The sequence below is a fragment of the Paludibacterium flexuosum genome, from assembly GCF_037076605.1.
GTDB lineage: Bacteria > Pseudomonadota > Gammaproteobacteria > Burkholderiales > Chromobacteriaceae > Paludibacterium.
Window position 1 is genome coordinate 418,687 of record NZ_AP029060.1, and the last position, 15,737, is coordinate 434,423.

At 61.2% G+C, this 15,737-nt stretch carries 17 protein-coding genes; 5 read left to right on the top strand and 12 right to left on the bottom strand.

Annotation, left to right across the window (positions count from 1 at the left end; translation table 11 throughout):
- Positions 1–41 precede the first annotated feature (41 nt).
- Positions 42–797: a hypothetical protein gene (locus AACH39_RS02005; protein ID WP_215776276.1), complete on the top strand. Its 756-nt coding sequence runs from the start codon at positions 42–44 to the stop codon at positions 795–797.
- Positions 767–1,237 carry a hypothetical protein gene (locus AACH39_RS02010; protein ID WP_215776273.1) on the top strand — a complete coding sequence of 157 codons (471 nt, stop codon included), beginning with the start codon at positions 767–769 and terminating at the stop codon, positions 1,235–1,237. The genes AACH39_RS02005 and AACH39_RS02010 overlap by 31 nt, the downstream gene beginning before the upstream one ends.
- A gap of 440 nt (positions 1,238–1,677) precedes the next feature.
- Here the strand turns inward: AACH39_RS02010 and AACH39_RS02015 are convergent, their stop codons facing one another.
- From AACH39_RS02015 to AACH39_RS02040, 6 genes are all read right to left on the bottom strand, one after another.
- A complete protein-coding gene (locus tag AACH39_RS02015; RefSeq protein ID WP_215776270.1) occupies positions 1,678–2,475 on the bottom strand; it encodes a Cof-type HAD-IIB family hydrolase in 798 nt (265 codons plus the stop codon).
- A gap of 99 nt (positions 2,476–2,574) precedes the next feature.
- The gene (locus tag AACH39_RS02020; RefSeq protein ID WP_338620783.1) at positions 2,575–3,339 is read right to left on the bottom strand and encodes an SDR family NAD(P)-dependent oxidoreductase; all 765 of its coding nucleotides are present in this window, start codon (positions 3,337–3,339) and stop codon (positions 2,575–2,577) included.
- 19 nt (positions 3,340–3,358) lie between these two features.
- Positions 3,359–3,880 (bottom strand): DUF3833 domain-containing protein, encoded by a 522-nt coding sequence (locus tag AACH39_RS02025; protein ID WP_338620784.1) that lies wholly within the window; start codon positions 3,878–3,880, stop codon positions 3,359–3,361.
- A complete protein-coding gene (locus AACH39_RS02030) occupies positions 3,877–5,103 on the bottom strand; it encodes a cyclopropane-fatty-acyl-phospholipid synthase family protein (RefSeq protein ID WP_215776262.1) in 1,227 nt (408 codons plus the stop codon). The genes AACH39_RS02025 and AACH39_RS02030 overlap by 4 nt, the downstream gene beginning before the upstream one ends.
- Positions 5,100–5,885, bottom strand: a complete 786-nt coding sequence (locus tag AACH39_RS02035) for a DUF1365 domain-containing protein (RefSeq protein ID WP_252346036.1) — start codon at positions 5,883–5,885, stop codon at positions 5,100–5,102. Before AACH39_RS02035 ends, AACH39_RS02030 begins: the two co-directional genes overlap by 4 nt.
- Positions 5,882–7,162 (bottom strand): FAD-dependent oxidoreductase, encoded by a 1,281-nt coding sequence (locus tag AACH39_RS02040; RefSeq protein ID WP_252346035.1) that lies wholly within the window; start codon positions 7,160–7,162, stop codon positions 5,882–5,884. Before AACH39_RS02040 ends, AACH39_RS02035 begins: the two co-directional genes overlap by 4 nt.
- 104 nt (positions 7,163–7,266) lie before the next feature.
- On the opposite strand from AACH39_RS02040, the gene AACH39_RS02045 reads away from it, so the two are divergent.
- The gene (locus AACH39_RS02045; RefSeq protein WP_215776257.1) at positions 7,267–7,875 is read left to right on the top strand and encodes a TetR/AcrR family transcriptional regulator; all 609 of its coding nucleotides are present in this window, start codon (positions 7,267–7,269) and stop codon (positions 7,873–7,875) included.
- 76 nt (positions 7,876–7,951) lie between these two features.
- Here the strand turns inward: AACH39_RS02045 and AACH39_RS02050 are convergent, their stop codons facing one another.
- Positions 7,952–8,161, bottom strand: coding sequence for a hypothetical protein (locus AACH39_RS02050; protein ID WP_215776254.1), 210 nt, complete (start codon positions 8,159–8,161; stop codon positions 7,952–7,954).
- Positions 8,162–8,474: 313 nt separating this feature from the next.
- Between AACH39_RS02050 and soxR the strand changes: the two genes are divergently transcribed.
- A complete protein-coding gene (gene soxR / locus AACH39_RS02055) occupies positions 8,475–8,930 on the top strand; it encodes a redox-sensitive transcriptional activator SoxR (protein ID WP_215776251.1) in 456 nt (151 codons plus the stop codon).
- 476 nt (positions 8,931–9,406) lie between these two features.
- On the opposite strand, the gene AACH39_RS02060 is transcribed toward soxR, so the two are convergent.
- The 3 genes from AACH39_RS02060 to AACH39_RS02070 form a co-directional block, all read right to left on the bottom strand.
- Positions 9,407–10,348, bottom strand: a complete 942-nt coding sequence (locus tag AACH39_RS02060; RefSeq protein WP_338620785.1) for a DMT family transporter — start codon at positions 10,346–10,348, stop codon at positions 9,407–9,409.
- Between the two features lie 221 nt (positions 10,349–10,569).
- Positions 10,570–11,796 carry a phospholipase D-like domain-containing protein gene (locus AACH39_RS02065; RefSeq protein ID WP_338620786.1) on the bottom strand — a complete coding sequence of 409 codons (1,227 nt, stop codon included), beginning with the start codon at positions 11,794–11,796 and terminating at the stop codon, positions 10,570–10,572.
- A gap of 72 nt (positions 11,797–11,868) precedes the next feature.
- Positions 11,869–12,687 (bottom strand): transporter substrate-binding domain-containing protein, encoded by an 819-nt coding sequence (locus AACH39_RS02070; protein WP_338620787.1) that lies wholly within the window; start codon positions 12,685–12,687, stop codon positions 11,869–11,871.
- Positions 12,688–12,787: 100 nt separating this feature from the next.
- Between AACH39_RS02070 and AACH39_RS02075 the strand changes: the two genes are divergently transcribed.
- Positions 12,788–13,531: a 2'-5' RNA ligase family protein gene (locus tag AACH39_RS02075; RefSeq protein ID WP_338620788.1), complete on the top strand. Its 744-nt coding sequence runs from the start codon at positions 12,788–12,790 to the stop codon at positions 13,529–13,531.
- Here the strand turns inward: AACH39_RS02075 and AACH39_RS02080 are convergent.
- Together AACH39_RS02080 and AACH39_RS02085 are read right to left on the bottom strand one after the other, a co-directional pair.
- Positions 13,470–14,534, bottom strand: a complete 1,065-nt coding sequence (locus tag AACH39_RS02080) for an RNA methyltransferase (RefSeq protein WP_215776240.1) — start codon at positions 14,532–14,534, stop codon at positions 13,470–13,472. The genes AACH39_RS02075 and AACH39_RS02080 overlap by 62 nt on opposite strands.
- Positions 14,535–14,654: 120 nt before the next feature.
- On the bottom strand, positions 14,655–15,713 hold the full coding sequence (locus tag AACH39_RS02085; RefSeq protein ID WP_215776238.1) for a ribonucleotide-diphosphate reductase subunit beta: 1,059 nt from the start codon (positions 15,711–15,713) through the stop codon (positions 14,655–14,657).
- Between the last annotated feature and the right edge of the window lie 24 nt (positions 15,714–15,737).

A 15,737-nucleotide genomic window follows, 5' to 3' on the forward strand; every position in this document is an offset into this window, starting at 1 on the left:
ACCCGGTTGGTGCAGCAGGATCGTTGGCAGCCTGAGATGACATGGCATTGCCCACTGACTACTCTCCGGTGTTTGTGCTGGAAGGGCAGGTGTTGTACGACGCCCAGCGCAGATACCTCTCCCGGCAGGATCAGCAGGTCGAGCTCAAGGAACATGAGGCCCGACTATTGTCTGCGCTCCTGAGCGGCGTGCAATCGAAACGCGAGATCATCGCCTTGCTGTGGGAGTCCCGTGGGGTCATTGTCACGGAGAACAACTACTACAAGGTGGTCAAGGGTCTGCGTAATGCCTTCGAGGCCATTGGTCTGTCGGCAGACCTGCTCAAGACGCTGCCACGCATCGGCATTGCCTATGTCGGCACGGCGGAGGTGCAGGGTGAAGCTGCGCCCGCAGCCGTGTCCGTCGAGCCGCCGCCCGAGGTGCTGCAGCCGGTGGAAGTCCCGCCTCCCGCTGCTCCTGCAAGACGGCGACCGCATGAGCTGTTTGACCTCGGGCACTGGGGAACCGGTCTGCTGATCGCCCTGTTGGCCATCTTGTGTGGCTGGCTGATGTTTCGCTCTGATAACGGGTTTCGTTTGCTGGGCGCCTCCGAGGGCGTCAAGGTGTATGTCTACAAGGACCCCGGCATTGCCTTGCCGGATGTGCTGCGGCGTTATCGGCAATTCTCTCTGGGGCGGCAAGATATCCGCTATGTGTACTATCGGGCGGTTGGCAAGAATTACATCATCCTGGCATGTCCGACGTCTTTGCCGGATGGGGCGGAATCATGCATATCCCTGATGCAAAAAAATCTCTGATCATCCTGGCGCTCGAGGGCGTGCTGGCGGCGACGCTGTGGTGGGGCAATCCTGCCGGCGGGCGCGAATATGCGCCAAGACATCCCTGCCTGGCCAATGTGGCCATTGCCCGTGACAGCAGTTCGACCGCCTCGGGTCATCTGATGGTTTTTCCCGCAGGATCGCAGTGGATTTTCAATTTGAGCTGGCGTGCCAATGGCACCGTGCATGTGCTCCATCGGCAGCTGGATGTGCACTTTCAGGATCTGGGCATGGGGCGATATCGCTATCTGGTGCGCAGCCTGGCGCGCTATCGCGACGACACCGCCGACGATGTGACCGATCTCTTTCCCATGATTCAGCCCGGTGCCGATGGCGCCATGACCTTCACCCCGGTGGCCGATGGGCTGTTCAATGTGCAGGTGAATGAAGACCTGCAGTTCTATTGCACCGAGCAGTAACCCCCCTTGATTGAACCTTCTGGTGTGGTACCCGCGTGCCGCTTTGTTGGCGCGAAGGGTGGCGTGTTCATGCGCCATGACAGGGGAAAACTGCCGCCATTCAGAAATTTTCAGAAGTTTTCACATGTTTGTCTAGTCAAATTCAGATTAACGACGAGCAAAATTCTGTCGGAGGCGTAAGCTGAACTTATCGGACGGCAGCCACAAAACGCCGCACCGATTCGGGGTCACCCGGGCAGTTCAGCAGGATGTCGAGGTTGCGCGCATTCCGTGATGCATCCTTCGCTCTTATACGCTGGTTCCTGTCTTGTGCGTCGGGGTAGTCGTACAGGACAGATCAATAGCGGTATGCGCGCAACCTGGACAGCTTGATACCGGACTGTCACGCAAAACAAAAAGCCGCACCTTCGGGTGCGGCTTTTTGTTTTGTTGTCCGGGGCTCAGGGCAGTTTGAACAGCTCACGCAGGTGGCGGGCGACAGCCGCGTCGTCGTGATGGCCGATGCGCGGCGCGGCCGGCAGCTGTTCTGCCAGTCGCGGATGCGCGTTGCCCATCAGTCGCGGATGGCCGGCCAGCTGCAACAGTTCGATATCATTTTGGCCATCGCCGAAGGCCACGCAGTGCGCCGGGTCGATCTGCAGTCGCGCCAGGATCATCTCCAGTGCCGACCCCTTGGAGACATCCCGTGCCATCACCTCCAGACAGTCATCGGCGGAGAAGGTGATGGTGACCGTGTCGCCGAAGCGGGCATGCAGCTTCTGCTCGACGCTCAGCAGGTGCGCGTGGGGTGCAATGTAGAGCACCTTGGCGACCCCCTGGCCATCATGCTCGGTGAGTGTTTCGACCTGATAGGTGAAGCCCGAGTCCCGATGCATGTCCAGTAACCATTGGCACGGCTGATTGATCAGCCAGGCATCATCCAGATAGAAATTCAGCAGACAGCCTTCGCTCAGTGCCGGGTCTGCCAGCTCGCGGACCAGCGCCGGCGGCAGGTTGCTCTGATGGATCAGCCGGTTGTCGGGGTCGTGGACCCGGGCGCCATTGGAGGTGATCAGATGGGCGCGGACACCCAGCGTGGCGCGGATGCCGTTCACATCGAGGAAGTGGCGTCCGGTGGCGATCACCAGATGAATGCCCTGATCATCCAGTGCACGCAAGGTCTGGGCCGTGAAGTCATTGACGGCGTGGCTGGCGTCAAGCAGGGTGCCGTCGAGGTCGGAAGCGATAAGCTGATACACGTTAGCAATCTGACAGGAAAGAGGGGGATAGCGCTATGATACCCGAAATGGCCTGCCAGGTCTTTTTTGACGGCTGGTTTGCTAAAAAGTCAATGAAAATCAGCTGCTTGCAAATCTTTGTAGTAGCCGGGCCCGCCAGCGGAACGGCAGGGCGCGCAGGCACTTGAGCAGCAGGGTGAAATGCCGCGGAAAGTGAATTTCGAAGCTGCCGCGGCGCAATCCGGCTTCAATGTGGGCCGCCGCCTGCTCCGGTGTCTGCAGGCCGGGCATGCTGAATCGATTGCGGGCGGTCAGCCGGGTGGCCACAAATCCGGGGTTCACCAGCTGGACCGACAGTCCCTGGGTATGCAGCTCGACGTACAGCAGCTCCGCCAGATTGATCAGCGCGGCCTTGCCGGGGCCATACACGGGCGCACCCGGCAGGCCGAAGTAGCCGGCCACGCTGGCCACCAGCACAATCCGCCCGTGGCGCCGTGCACGCCAGTCATTCAATAGCAGCGAAAGCGCGCGATAGACGCCATTGAGATTCACGTCCAGTGTATGGGCGGCGCGCTCCGGGTTGACCTGCCAGCTGTGCTCCGGCTGATAGTCGGCCGCACAGTAAATCAGCATGTCGGGGGAGTGTTCTGCCGAGAGTGTGCGGGCAGCCTGCTGCCAGTCCTCGCGGCTGCAGACATCCAGCGGCAGGATGCGGGCAGCGGGATGGCCGGCCGCCACGCTGGTCAGTTGCTCGACATTGCGCGCGCTGAGAATGACGTATGCCCCCTGCGCCAGCAAATGCCTGGCCAGGGCGGCGCCAATGCCGCTCGAGGCGCCGATCAGCCAGACACGCTGTCCCCGCCAGTGCTGCAGGGGCGGGTTCATTGCCTTCCAGGGCCACATCTCAGCCGCCCTTGCGGAAGAATAGCGTCACTTCGCCCACCCGAATGCCGAATTTGCTCATGGTGGCGCGATTGACCATGGTCTGATCATCGATCAGGAACATCCAGTCATCAAAATCGACCTGCCAGCCGGACTGGGCCTCAGGCAGCTGCAGGCGATAGCGCCAGTGCAGGGCATTGCCGGCGGCCTCGCCACGAGCGTCGCCAACCACGTCGGCCGCGTTGCCCCGCCACTGTCCGTTGCCCTGGGCGCGCAAGCGCCAGGTCCGTTGCTGCGTTGTGCCGTCGCTATACAGAAAGTGCTCGTCGAGTACCAGCTGCTCACCCTCCATGCGGCCATGAATCTGGACAGTGAACCGTTTCAGGACACGGCCGTCCCGTTGCTGGAACATGCCCCAGGCCTGGGTGTCCCCCAGGAAGAAACGCGCGGGATCCAGTGCCGGTTTGTCCTGCTGATAACTGTGGATGTCGGGGGCGGCACAACCCGTCAGCCACACCGCCAGCAACACGATCAGTCGCTTCATGCCGGTTCTCCTTCTTCGGTCTGGGTGAGCAGGAATTGCGAGACCCCGATGCGCTCTTCTTCGAAGCCGGCCTCGCAGTAGCTCAGATACAGACGCCACAGGCGAATGAAAGCTTCGTCAAACCCCTGGGCGGCGACAGCGGGCAGCGCTGCTTCGAAGGCGCTGCGCCAGCGTCGCAGGGTTTCTGCATAATCGCGGCCGAAGTCCAGCCGGTCCCGGCTGTCCAGTCCGTGGTGCCGGGCCAGCGCTTCGAAGCGCGGCACGCTGGGCAGCATGCCGCCGGGGAAGATGAACTGCTGGATAAAGTCGCTGCCGGCGCGATAACGCAGAAAATGGCGCTCATCAATGGTAATGCTCTGAACCAGTGCACGCCCCCCCGGCCGCAGGCAGCGTTTCAGTGTGGCAAAGAAAGTGGGCCACCAGGCCTCGCCCACGGCTTCGAACATCTCGATCGACACAATGGCGTCGAAGCGTTCGTCCAGGTCGCGGTAGTCCTGCAGGGCGAGGGTGGCAAGCTCGGTGCCGGCCAGGCGGGTCCTGGCGTGTTGCAACTGCTCTTGAGACAGGGTGATGCCATGCACGGCAATGCCCTGCGCGGTGGCCACTTCGGCAAAACCACCCCAGCCGCAGCCGATCTCCAGTACCCGCATGCCGGGCTTGAGGGCCAGCGTATCGATGATGCGCTGATACTTGGCATGCTGCGCCCTGGCCAATGGCTGGCGCAGATCGCCGTTGAACCAGGCGCTGGAATAGGTCCAGCTTTCATCCAGCCACAGACGATAGAAGTCATTGCCCAGATCGTAGTGCGCCTGAATGTTGCGCCGACTGCCGCTGCGGCTGTTGCGGCGCAGGAAATGCCGCAGGCGATACCACAGGCTGGCCAGTCGGGTACCAAATACCGCTGGCTCCAGTGCCTGGCTGTTTTGCAGCGCCAGGCGCAGCAAGGCTGTCAGGTCGCGGCATTGCAGCAGTCCGTCTCGCCAGGCTTCGGCAAAACCGATATCCCCCTGGCGCAGGATCATGGCGCAGGCGCGCCAGTCAGTCAGTTGCAATTCGGCGTGCAGGCCGTGCCCCGGCTGGCCGAAATCGACCTGGCTGCCATCCGGGCAGGTCAGCCGCAGGTGGCCGGTGTGCAACCGGCGTAACAGGGACAGAAAGGCGCGGGCCGCCGCGGGAGGGCGGGCCGTCGTGCGGCGGAGGGCATGGGATGCCGTCTGACTCATGATGGTTTCTCCAGATTGCTGCTGATGGCGTGGCCTGGTGCAGGTGGTTTGTGATGGAAAGGAACTTTTTTCAGCCACAACTGCAGGGCCTGCCAGTGAATGCGCCAGACAATCCCCAGGGTAAGCAGTGGTTGGGCCAGCAGGGCGCGCAACAGGTTGTGACGGGTAAAGGGCCGGGCCTGGCCGCTGATCGAGGTCTGGATCAGCGGGCCGAGTTCGTCATGCAGGTCGATGCCGGTGAAGCTGCGCTCTGCGGTTTCTCTGAAGCGGAAACGGTAGCCGCCTTCGACCCGGCAAAATGGCGAGACATGAAACTGCTTGCGGCAGTGCAGCGGGGTGTCTGGGGTGATGGGGCTGCCATCCGGGCTGGCCAGCAGGTAGCCGTGATGTTCCCCGAAGGTGTTGTTGACCTCCGCCAGGATGGCGCACAGCGCCCCGTCACCGTTGTGACAATGCCAGAAACTGACCGGGTTGAAGGCGAAGCCGGCGATGCGCGGGAAGGTCTGCAGCCAGACGTGGCCATCATGCGGCAAGCCTGCCTGTGCCAGTTGCTGGCGAATCCAGGGCAGCAGGGGACTGCCGTCGCGCGGACCGTAGTCGCGTTGTCTGACCGAGAGCAGTCGCCAGCAGTCGACGCCGAACCAGCGGTTGCCAAGGGTATGCAGGGCGTCCAGGCGCAGGCGGATGAAAAATACCGGATAGCTGAACTGATGCAGCACTGGCCTGAGCCGGCGGTGCATCACCGAGCCCCGGTAGAGTCGGGCATGATCCGTCTGGCTCACAGTACCCCCCAGGACGGCGAGACGCCGAAGTCGCGCGCCACGCGCAGTGCCGATTTGAGTCCGTCTTCATGAAAACCATAGCCCGTCCAGGCGCCGGCGTACCAGCAGTGTTGCTGACCTTGCAGGCTGGCCAGGTTCTGCTGGGCGTTCATGGCAGCCTGGTCCATCAGTGGGTGTTCGTAGACAAAGCTGCCGTCAATCAGGTTGCTGTCCGGCAGGCGTGGCGGGTTCAGGGTGACCATGACCGGGCTGCTGACCGGCAAGGGTTGCAGCTTGTTGAGCAGATAGGTAACGCAACATTGCTGCGGCTCGGTTGGCTGGTTCTGAATCAGGTAGTTCCAGGCCGACCAGGCACGTCGGCGTCGTGGCAGCAGGCCGGGGTCGCGATGCAGGATCGCCAGGTTGCGCTGATAGCGCACCGCGGACAGCAGGCTTTGCTCGGCCTGACTCGGGTCAGACAGTATTTTCAGGGTGTCCGGGGCGTGGGTGGCGAACACGACTGCGTCGAAGCTTTCGCTGCCATGGGCGCTGATGACCACAGCCTGCTGCGGACCGCGTGACACCGACAGTACCGGGGTATTCAGGCGCACGTCTTTCAGCGTGGCCAGCATGCGCTCGACGTAGCGTCGCGCGCCGCCCGGAATGGTGTACCACTGAGGCCGCTGATTGACCTGTAGCAGTCCGTGGTTGTGGCAGAAGCGCAGAAAGGTCTCTGCCGGGAAAGCCAGAATGTCCCGCATCGGGCTGGACCAGATCGCCGCTGCCATGGGAAGTAGGTAGTGCTGCAGGAATCGAGGACGGTAGCCTTCGCGCTGCACCAGTTCGCCCAGAGTGCAAGGTGTCACGTGACACTGCTGCAGATAGCGCTCGGCATGACGATTAAAGCGCAGGATGTCGGCCAGCATGCCGTAAAATCCCGGCGACAGCAGATTACTGCGCTGGGCGAAGACCGTATTCAGGTTGCTGCCGGCCCATTCCAGCTCCCCTTCGCCGGCGGAGACCGAAAATCCCATGTCACTCGGATGCAAGGTAATGCCCAGTTCCGCCAGCAGGCCGAGCAGATTGGGATAGGTGCGGCGATTGCAGACCAGAAAGCCGGTATCGACCGGGAAGGATTGCCCGTCCACCTCGATGTCGACCGTGTGGGTATGGCCCCCGGCATAATCGGCCGCTTCGAACAAGGTGACATCGTGACGCGGATTGAGCAGATAGGCAGTGGCGAGGCCGCTGATGCCTGAGCCGATGACGGCGATACGCTTTGTCTCTGTCGGGTTCAACTGGTTCTCCTGCATGTTTGCTTGGCAGTGATGGCTGGCTTGTTTATAGTGCAGGATATAACCTTGCAGTCAAAAAATCTACTAATTAGTAAAAGACAATACCGATGAGTATTTTATCCCGACTCAGTTTCAAGGATCAGGCATTCCGTCTGCGTGAGCAGGCAGTGATGGACGCCACGACAAAGCTATTGGCCAGCAAGGGTTTTGACTTGATGACCATGGATGATGTCGCCGGGGAGGTCGGTATCTCCAAGCCGAGTCTGTACAAGCACTTCAAGTCCAAGGAAGAGCTGGCTACCGAGGTGATGATCCGCCTGCTGGATGATGCGGTGGCCTTTGTTGCCGGGCTCGATCAGGCGATGAATCCGGTGGCCAAGCTGCAGGCCCTGCTGGCCTGGGCGCTGCGCACCCGCCTGCAGGGCGGTTTGCCCTTCTTGCCGTCAACCAGTGTTCAGGTGCGCGAGATGCTGACGCGCAGTCCGCGCTATGTGTTGCGGGCAGCGCGTCTGCACAAATTGCTGGGAAAGTTGGTGGCTTCGGCGAAGAAGCAGAAGCTGCTGCGCGGCGACTTGCCGGATGATGTGATTCTGTTTGCTTACTATGCACGCAGTTGTGACCCGGCGGTCGAGTACTTGCGTTTATATGGTGATTATTCGGACGAGCAGATTGTTGAGCATATGCTGAGTGTCTGCTTTGAGGGCATGGCCGTTTGAGTCGGCGCTGTCGGGAATAGGACAAAGGGGAGGCTCTGCCTCCCCTTTGTGGTTTCTGGCTGCCGCGACGGCGTCATCACTGACCGTGGTCGTGAAGATCCTTGTCGGCGCAGCCCCAGTTGCCGCCACGGCTTTCATTCCCCGGGGCCCACTGACAGTTCAGCGTCGTCTTGCTGTTGCTGGCTTCGTTGTTGGCGGTGCTGGCCGGCATGGTGTCGGCGGAGGCCAGTAGCGGGGTGCTTGCCGCGAAAATGGCAATAATGGCGGCAAAAATGTGGGTTTTCATATTCAACTCCTTGGAACAGCGTTTAAGATGGCTCCCTGCGCATCTACTGTGCTTTGTTTATATCCCATTCATTTTGCAGTGGCCAGTTGACAACTATTAAATATTGTGTATTTGCAATGCTTTGCTGAGTGAAAGCCTTATTTGGCGCATGTTTTGCCTGGATGTGCTGTTTACATGCGAAATAAAGGTTAACAATCCCGCCCTGGTTTGGGCGAGAGATAGGGGGGGGGTGCGCAGGTCGGTCATTGTTGATTAAATGATACAGATGGCATAATTGATGTGGTTGTCAGATGGGTGTCTGTGCGGAGGGAGTATGGCGGAAGTGTGGCTGACGATCGGGCAATTGGCGCAGCGGGCGGGGGTGGCCAGCAGTGCCTTGCGGTACTACGAATCGCAAGGCCTGTTGTCGAGTGTGCGTCAGGCCGGCGGGCAGCGGCGCTTCCGGCGTGATGCCTTGCGGCGGGTTGCCTTTATTCGTGCGGCCCAGCAGGTGGGATTGTCGCTGCAGGATATCGCTGCTGCACTGGCGTCCTTGCCTGATGGCAAAACGCCGGATGCGTCTGACTGGTCACGGCTGTCGGCTGCGTGGCAGCCGATGTTGCAGGCACGGATCGATGCGCTGTGCCGGTTGCGCGATCAGTTGAGTCGTTGCATCGGCTGTGGCTGTCTGTCGCTCGAGCGTTGTCAGTTGTACAACCCGCAGGACCAGGCGGCGCAGGGTGGGGGTGGTGCTCGTTATTGGCTGGGAGGTGAGCCACCTCTGAGGTAAACGGCAAGTATGGTGTGTGTTGTGCGGGCGCGAGAATGGGAGTGTTCTGATTCTTGCTGGAGGGTGATTGTCTCATCCTCTTTCAATCAATGATTGGGAGAATTTAATGAGAAACCTGTTTTTGCGCTATTTGCTGTTTGGTTTGGTGCTTGCCAGTTGCATGGTCGGGGCTGTGCTGGTCGACATGGGGGCGGCGGCGGGGGTGTCACACTGCGCACTTGCCCTTGGCGGGTGATGCGGGCTTTGTCCGTCGGTGTGGTAAAAAAGAATAGGCCCCGCTTGCGCGGGGCCTTTCTCGTTTTGTCTACTGCTGTCCTGGTAAAGTCGGATGAGACTTTCGTGTAGTATTGCTACGCGTGATGACGCTGTCAATGCCTTGATTGGCCAAAACCTATGAGATCTATTGCTATTTTGATCCATGTCATGTTTCTGGCAAGCCTCCTGTTTGTGTAGCAATACTACATTACCAGGGCGGGCTACCCGCGTTGTGCCAGCTGCATGCGCCATGGCAGGGTGAGCGGCCTGCTGCTGCCCAGTGCCAGGCCGGCCATGATGGCGGCAAAGCCGATGACATGAAAAGTTTGCAGGTGTTCACCAAGAAAGATCATGGACAGCAGGGCCGACATCGGTGGCATCAGGTTCATGCAATTGCCGGCAAAGGTGGCCCCCAGCCGGTCGGCGCCACGGCGATAGAACGCATAGGCCAGGACGGAAGGAAACAGTGCCAGATAGGCGAGTGCCAGCCAGTCGGCCCGACTGAGCGTGCTGTTCAGCCCCTGCGGTTCCAGCCACAGGGCCAGCGGCAACAAGAGCAGTGAGCCGAGTACGGCCTGGGTGGCCAGCAGCGCGCCCGGGTCCAGCTGGCCGGGTAAGCGGACGACGCCAAGGGTATAGCCTGCCCAGCACAGGCTGGCGGCCAGCAGCCATAGCGTCCCGGAGCCAGCGATCGCCTGCCGGATGTCTCCCAGATCCCCATGGACAGCGATCAAGACCGCGCCGCACATCGCCAGCATGACACCTGCCCAGGTTCTAAGCGGGAGACGCTGACGCAGTGCAGAGAGCAGGACGATCCATACCGGGGTCAGTGTCTGCAGTGCTGCCGCACTGGTCACGCCGGCCCTGGCTACTCCCATGTAGATCAGTGCGTTATTGGCGGCGATACCTGTCGCGGCCAGCCAGAGCAGGTGCCAGCGTTGTTGCCACAGCAGCTTGTACTGCTGCCGCAGGGCGCTGGCGGCCAGCGGGCAGAGAAGCAGCGATGCGCAGGCCCAGCGGCCGAGGGTGAGCCAGAGAGGGGGCAGATCGTTGCTGAAGGCGCGGGCTACCACGACGTTGCCGGCCCAGAACAGAACGGCGGCCAGCAGCAGGCAGGCCGCACAACGCTTGCGTTGGAAAAAAGACGGCGCGGTGATGGTCATGACGTGATGCTAGAGCGGGTGCGCCGGGCGGGGTTTGATCTGAGGCAAGCGGCAGCGAAACGACGGCGTTTTGTTTGGTGTAAATAACCACAAAAGCAACAAAATGATTTATTTATACACTGGCATAATGCCATTATGCCAGTTGAACTTGATTGTAAAAAATCAAATAGGCAGTGAAATTGGCTTTTGCGGCCTGAGATGCTCAGGCCGCATCGCTGTGCTTAGTGTTGGTTGCTGCAATCCTTGTTGACTCTGGGGTAGGTTTTCCCGGGGATGACGACCGAGGTATAGGGGGAGTTCCAGGTCTGCGCGTGCAGGGTGGCGATGCGCTCCGCCATGGCCGGGTTGCGCAGTACGATCTCCAGGTTGCGAGAGTGATCGACATAACCGCCACTCCAGTTGCTGGTGCCCAGCCAGGCAATCTGGCCGTCAATCTCCATGCTCTTGGTGTGGATGACCCGGGCGAAGGGAATGCATCCCGAGGCCGCCTGAGGAAGCTTCACCAGGCGGATTTCCATGCCGGGCAGGACAGACAGACTCTTCAGGTAGTCAATGCCGGGGGACTCGGCATTCCAGTCCGACAGCATCAGCTTGACACGCACTCCGCGCGCCAGCGCGTCACGAATGGCATTATCAAACAGCGGATAGTACCGACGCGGCTTGTCGAAGGTCAGTGGCAGGTAGTCGAGCAACTGAATGCGGATTTCGTGGCGGGCTTCTGCCATCAGGGTCGTCAGCGTGGACTCGGTGTCGGCGACCCCGTCCGGATCCCAGTTGTTGGGGCTGGCCAGCAGCAGGGCCGGCTGCTTCAGGTCGATGGCAGGCACCCCGGTGCGCAGTGGGGGAACAGGCTCGCCGGCAGCTACCTGCTGCTGGGCTCGCCAGTCGTGTTCGAAAATACGTTGCAGCCGGTCGACCATCGCGGCGTCGTCGATCTTGAGGCCGGTTTCGTGAATGTGCTCCAGTGACCGCCAGTCGAAGTTCTGGCTGCCGACATAGGCCGTTTTGCCGTCCACGATCAGGTATTTGGCGTGAATGATGCCGCTGCCGCTGACTTTGGCCCAGTCCAGTGTGCGGAAGGTCAGATGGGGGATCTGCTGCAGACGGGCCACGGTGGCCGGGTCGGTGGCAAACTGGCTCTTGGCTTCCATCAGAAAACGAATGTTGACGCCGCGGCGTCCGGCCGCGTCCAGACTGGCGATCACTTGCTCCAGTTTGCTGCCTGGCTGGCTGACGGCATAAAACTGCGCCAGCACGATCTCGTGTTGCGCCGCATCGATCATCTGGCGCCAGACCGTGGCCGGGTCACGCAAATCCGGCGTGTCCAGTCCGGCGCCGACCGGGGCGGTATGGACCAGCTCATAGCCGGGAATCGTAAAATCAGCCTGTGCCGACAGGGGGATGATGGCGGGCAGCAGGCTCAATAGCAGACTGGCGAGGCGGCGCATGAAACACTCCGGAGTGCAAATCCGCGATTTTGCCGGAACAATATGCAAGGGAGATGACAATCCAGCCGGTGCTCAGGGTTTCAGCATGATGGCGGCTTCCTCCGGCCCGACATATTTCTGTACGATATCGCGCAGCGTGCCATCGCTGCGCATTTCCTGCAGGGTGGTCACGATGCGTGTTTTCAGGGCGTCATCGACCGTCTGTCTGCTCAGCATCAGGTTGAGCTGGGGCCACTGAGTATTGCCATCCCAGTCTTCCAGACGATACTGGCCCAGTTCTTCGGCAGACAGCATGGCCCGATAGACTGGCGCCGAGGTGATGATGGCCTGAACCCGATTGGCGCGCAGCATGGCAAACAGCTGTACGGTGTCGGCAGCCAGAACCAGTCTTCCCTGGCTTTGCAGCTGGTCGGCCAGCTGATCGTAAACCGCGCTGCCGTAATGCCAGCCCTTGCCGGCACCCAGCAGCCATTGCGGCTGGCTGACAAAGGCTTTCATGCCCGGAGCGGGGCCATTCTTGCGGATGACCATCACATTGTGCTGGCGCAGATAGGGGACCAGCCAGGCGATCCGTGCCCGTTCCTCGGTGGCGAACTTGTGCGCGGCCAGATCGATTTGCCCCAGTTCGGCCAGCTTGAGGATGCGAATCACCGACTCGACGCGGATCTCGGGCTGACAATGCAGGCGCCTGGCCAGCTCCTTGCTGATCTCCAGGTCGATGCCACTCATCTGATTGGCGGCATCCAGAGAAAAGTAGCGGCCGAACTCATCCAGGGCGATGCGCAGGGATGGCTGGCAGGCTGGCTGGGCCCGCAGGGCTGCAGGGAGACAGGACAGCAGGAGGATCAGCAGGACGCCGCGGCAGCGACGCATGGCAGGCAGAACAGGCATGGCCATCGCTCTCGAAAAGGTTCTGTTTCATGGTAGATCCTGATGCCGCGCTGTCCAGTCTGCCATGCCATCCGTGTACGATTGAACAGGGAGAATAACAGTGTCTTTGGCGTTCACTGCCCGATCCTTGCGGGCGGTATTCCTCTCTGCGGGGGAAACCCAGGCCAGCACCCGAGGTGATTTCAGCGCATGGCATCACGGCCGCCCGTGGTTCTGGTTCTGGGCCATTGACGCAGCCTTGCCGGCTATCGTCGAGCGCGTGCAGCGGGCGCAACAATGGCTGGCGCCCTACCTGCTGGACGACTATGTACGCGCGCCCCATGTCACCCTGAGTTTGTGTGGTTTCCCGCCGACCGACACGACCGGCGAGGGGGAGTATGACGGGCGCCGGCTGGATGCTCAGTGCCATGCCCTGCGACACCTGGCCCGGCGGCCTTTTGAGCTGCAGGTTGCCGAGCTGGACAGCTTTCGCTCTGCACCTTTCTTGTGGGTACGAGACCCGGCGCAACAGTTGCCCGCCGTCCGCGCCTGCCTGTCAGGACACCCGCAGGATCATGCCGAGCAGGAGTATGTCCCGCATGTCACGGTAGGTCTGTATAGCGCGGCCTGGCCCAGCGCGCCGCTGGCCCGCCTGCTGCAGGAGTTTGACCCGGGGCCGGTTCTGAAGCTGCCAGTCGAGCGACTGAGTCTGATGCGTTACGCCAGTCACGAGATTGGTGGTCAGCTGGAGACGATGGCGGATTTCTGGCTGGGGTCGCAGCAGTTGATCTGGCGCCCGGCCTTCAGTCAGCTGGCCGGGGCGTTCCGGCTGGCTGGCGGCGCCGCAGACGACTGCTGTCAATGAGTCCGGCAGCCCTGGCGCGCAACTGACCGCAGCCGCCGTCGATATCCTGGCCTGCCGAGTCCCTCACCTTCGTCAGTACGCCATATTGGTGCAGGTGGCGCTTCATGCGGTCGATTTGGGCGGCTGACGGGCGCTGAAAGGCATCGGTTTCCAGGCTGTTGTAGGGGATCAGGTTCAGGATGGCGTACTTGCCCCGGAGCAGCTGCACCAGGGCATCCATTTCCGCCTGGCTGTCATTGATGCCGGCCAGCAGGGTCCACTGGTACTGGATGGGATAGCCGACCTGGCGGGCGTAGTCTTCACCTAGTTCGACCAACTGCTGCGGTGTCAGGCGTGGTGCGCGCGGCAGCAGCGATGCGCGCAAGTCGGCCCGGGTGGTATGCAGCGACAGCGCCAGCGCCGGCTTGACCGCCTGCTGCGGCAACCGCTCGAACACGCGCAGGTCGCCCACCGTGGAAAAAACCAGATTCTTGTGGCCGATCTGGCCGTCCGTGCCCAGCAGGTTGATGGCCTCCAGCACGCTGTCCAGATTGTGCGAGGGCTCGCCCATGCCCATGAACACCACTTTTCTGACCGGACGCAACTGCCTGGCCAGCGCGACCTGGGCGGCAATCTCTGCACTGCCGAGCTGGCGCAGCAGGCCAGACTGTCCGGTCATGCAAAAGCGGCAGCCGACGGCGCAGCCCACCTGGCTGGAGACGCACAGCCCGTCGCGCGGCAGCAGCACACTCTCGACCATCTGACCGTCGGCCAGTGCCACCAGCAGGCGCAGCGAACCATCCGCTGCCGGGTGCTGCGACTCGATACGGGCCAGTGTTCCCATCTGCTCAATGATGGCGGGCAAGCCCTGACGGACGGACAGCGGGTAATAGTGCTCGCTCTTCTGGCGGCGCGTGCCGTCACCCAGCGGGCGGCCCTGCAGCCAGGCGCGGGTGATCCTGCCGATATGGCAGGGCTGGGCGCCGATGGCGGCGAGCGATTGCTGGAAATCCTGAATATGCATGATGGGGGTAAGCGGTAGCCAAGACGTGCGCTGCGTAGGGTAAGGCAGGAAGGGGGCGGACGGCTACGATTATTTGCTGGCCGCAGCCTGCCGGGCGGCAGGCTGCGGTTCGGCGCCGGCTCAGTCCCAGCTTAGTGCGCCACCGGTCTGATACTCGGTGACCCGGGTTTCGAAGAAGTTCTTTTCCTTCTTCAGGTCGACCATTTCGCTCATCCACGGGAAGGGGTTGTCTGCCCCGGGGAACAGCGGCTCCAGGCCGATCTGCTGCATGCGGCGGTTGGCGATGAAGCGCAGGTATTCCTTGAACATGCTGGCGTTCAGGCCCAGCACGCCGCGCGGCATGGTGTCTTCGGCATAGGCGTATTCCAGATCAACGGCACGGCGGAACAGGTCGTTGAGCTCGGCCTTGAACGACTCGGTCCACAGCTGCGGGTTTTCCAGTTTGATGGTGTTGATCAGGTCAATGCCGAAATTGCAGTGCATCGACTCGTCGCGCAGGATGTACTGGTACTGTTCTGCGGCGCCCGGCATTTTGTTCTGCCGTCCCAGCGCCAGGATCTGTACGAACCCTACATAGAAGAACAGACCTTCCATGATGCAGGCGAAGACGATCAGCGACTTGAGTAGTTTCTGGTCGTTGGCGGTGTTGCCGGTCTTGAATTGCGGATCGGTCAGCACGTCGATGAACGGGATCAGGAAATCGTCCTTGGCGCTGATGGACGAAATCTCGTGGTAAGCGTTGAAGACCTCGCCTTCATCCAGCCCCAGGCTTTCGACAATGTACTGGTAGGCATGGGTATGAATGGCCTCATCGAAGGCCTGGCGCAGCAGGAACTGGCGGCACTCCGGCGCGGTGATCTGACGGTAGGTGCCCAGCACGATATTGTTGGCGGCCAGGCTGTCTGCCGTGACGAAGAAGCCGAGGTTGCGCTTGACGATGCGCATTTCATCCTCGGACAGCTGGCCGGTCTTCCACTGCTCGATGTCGCGCTGCATGTTGATTTCCTGCGGCATCCAGTGGTTGGCGCACTGGGACAGGTATTTCTCCCAGGCCCACTTGTACTTGAACGGTACCAGTTGGTTGACGTCGGTGGTGCCATTGATGATGCGCTTGTCGACCACGTTCACGCGGCTGGTGGCGGCGGCGGGGGCATCGGCATTGTCGGTAAAATTCAGCATGGTCTCTTGGTGCTTTTCTTTTTG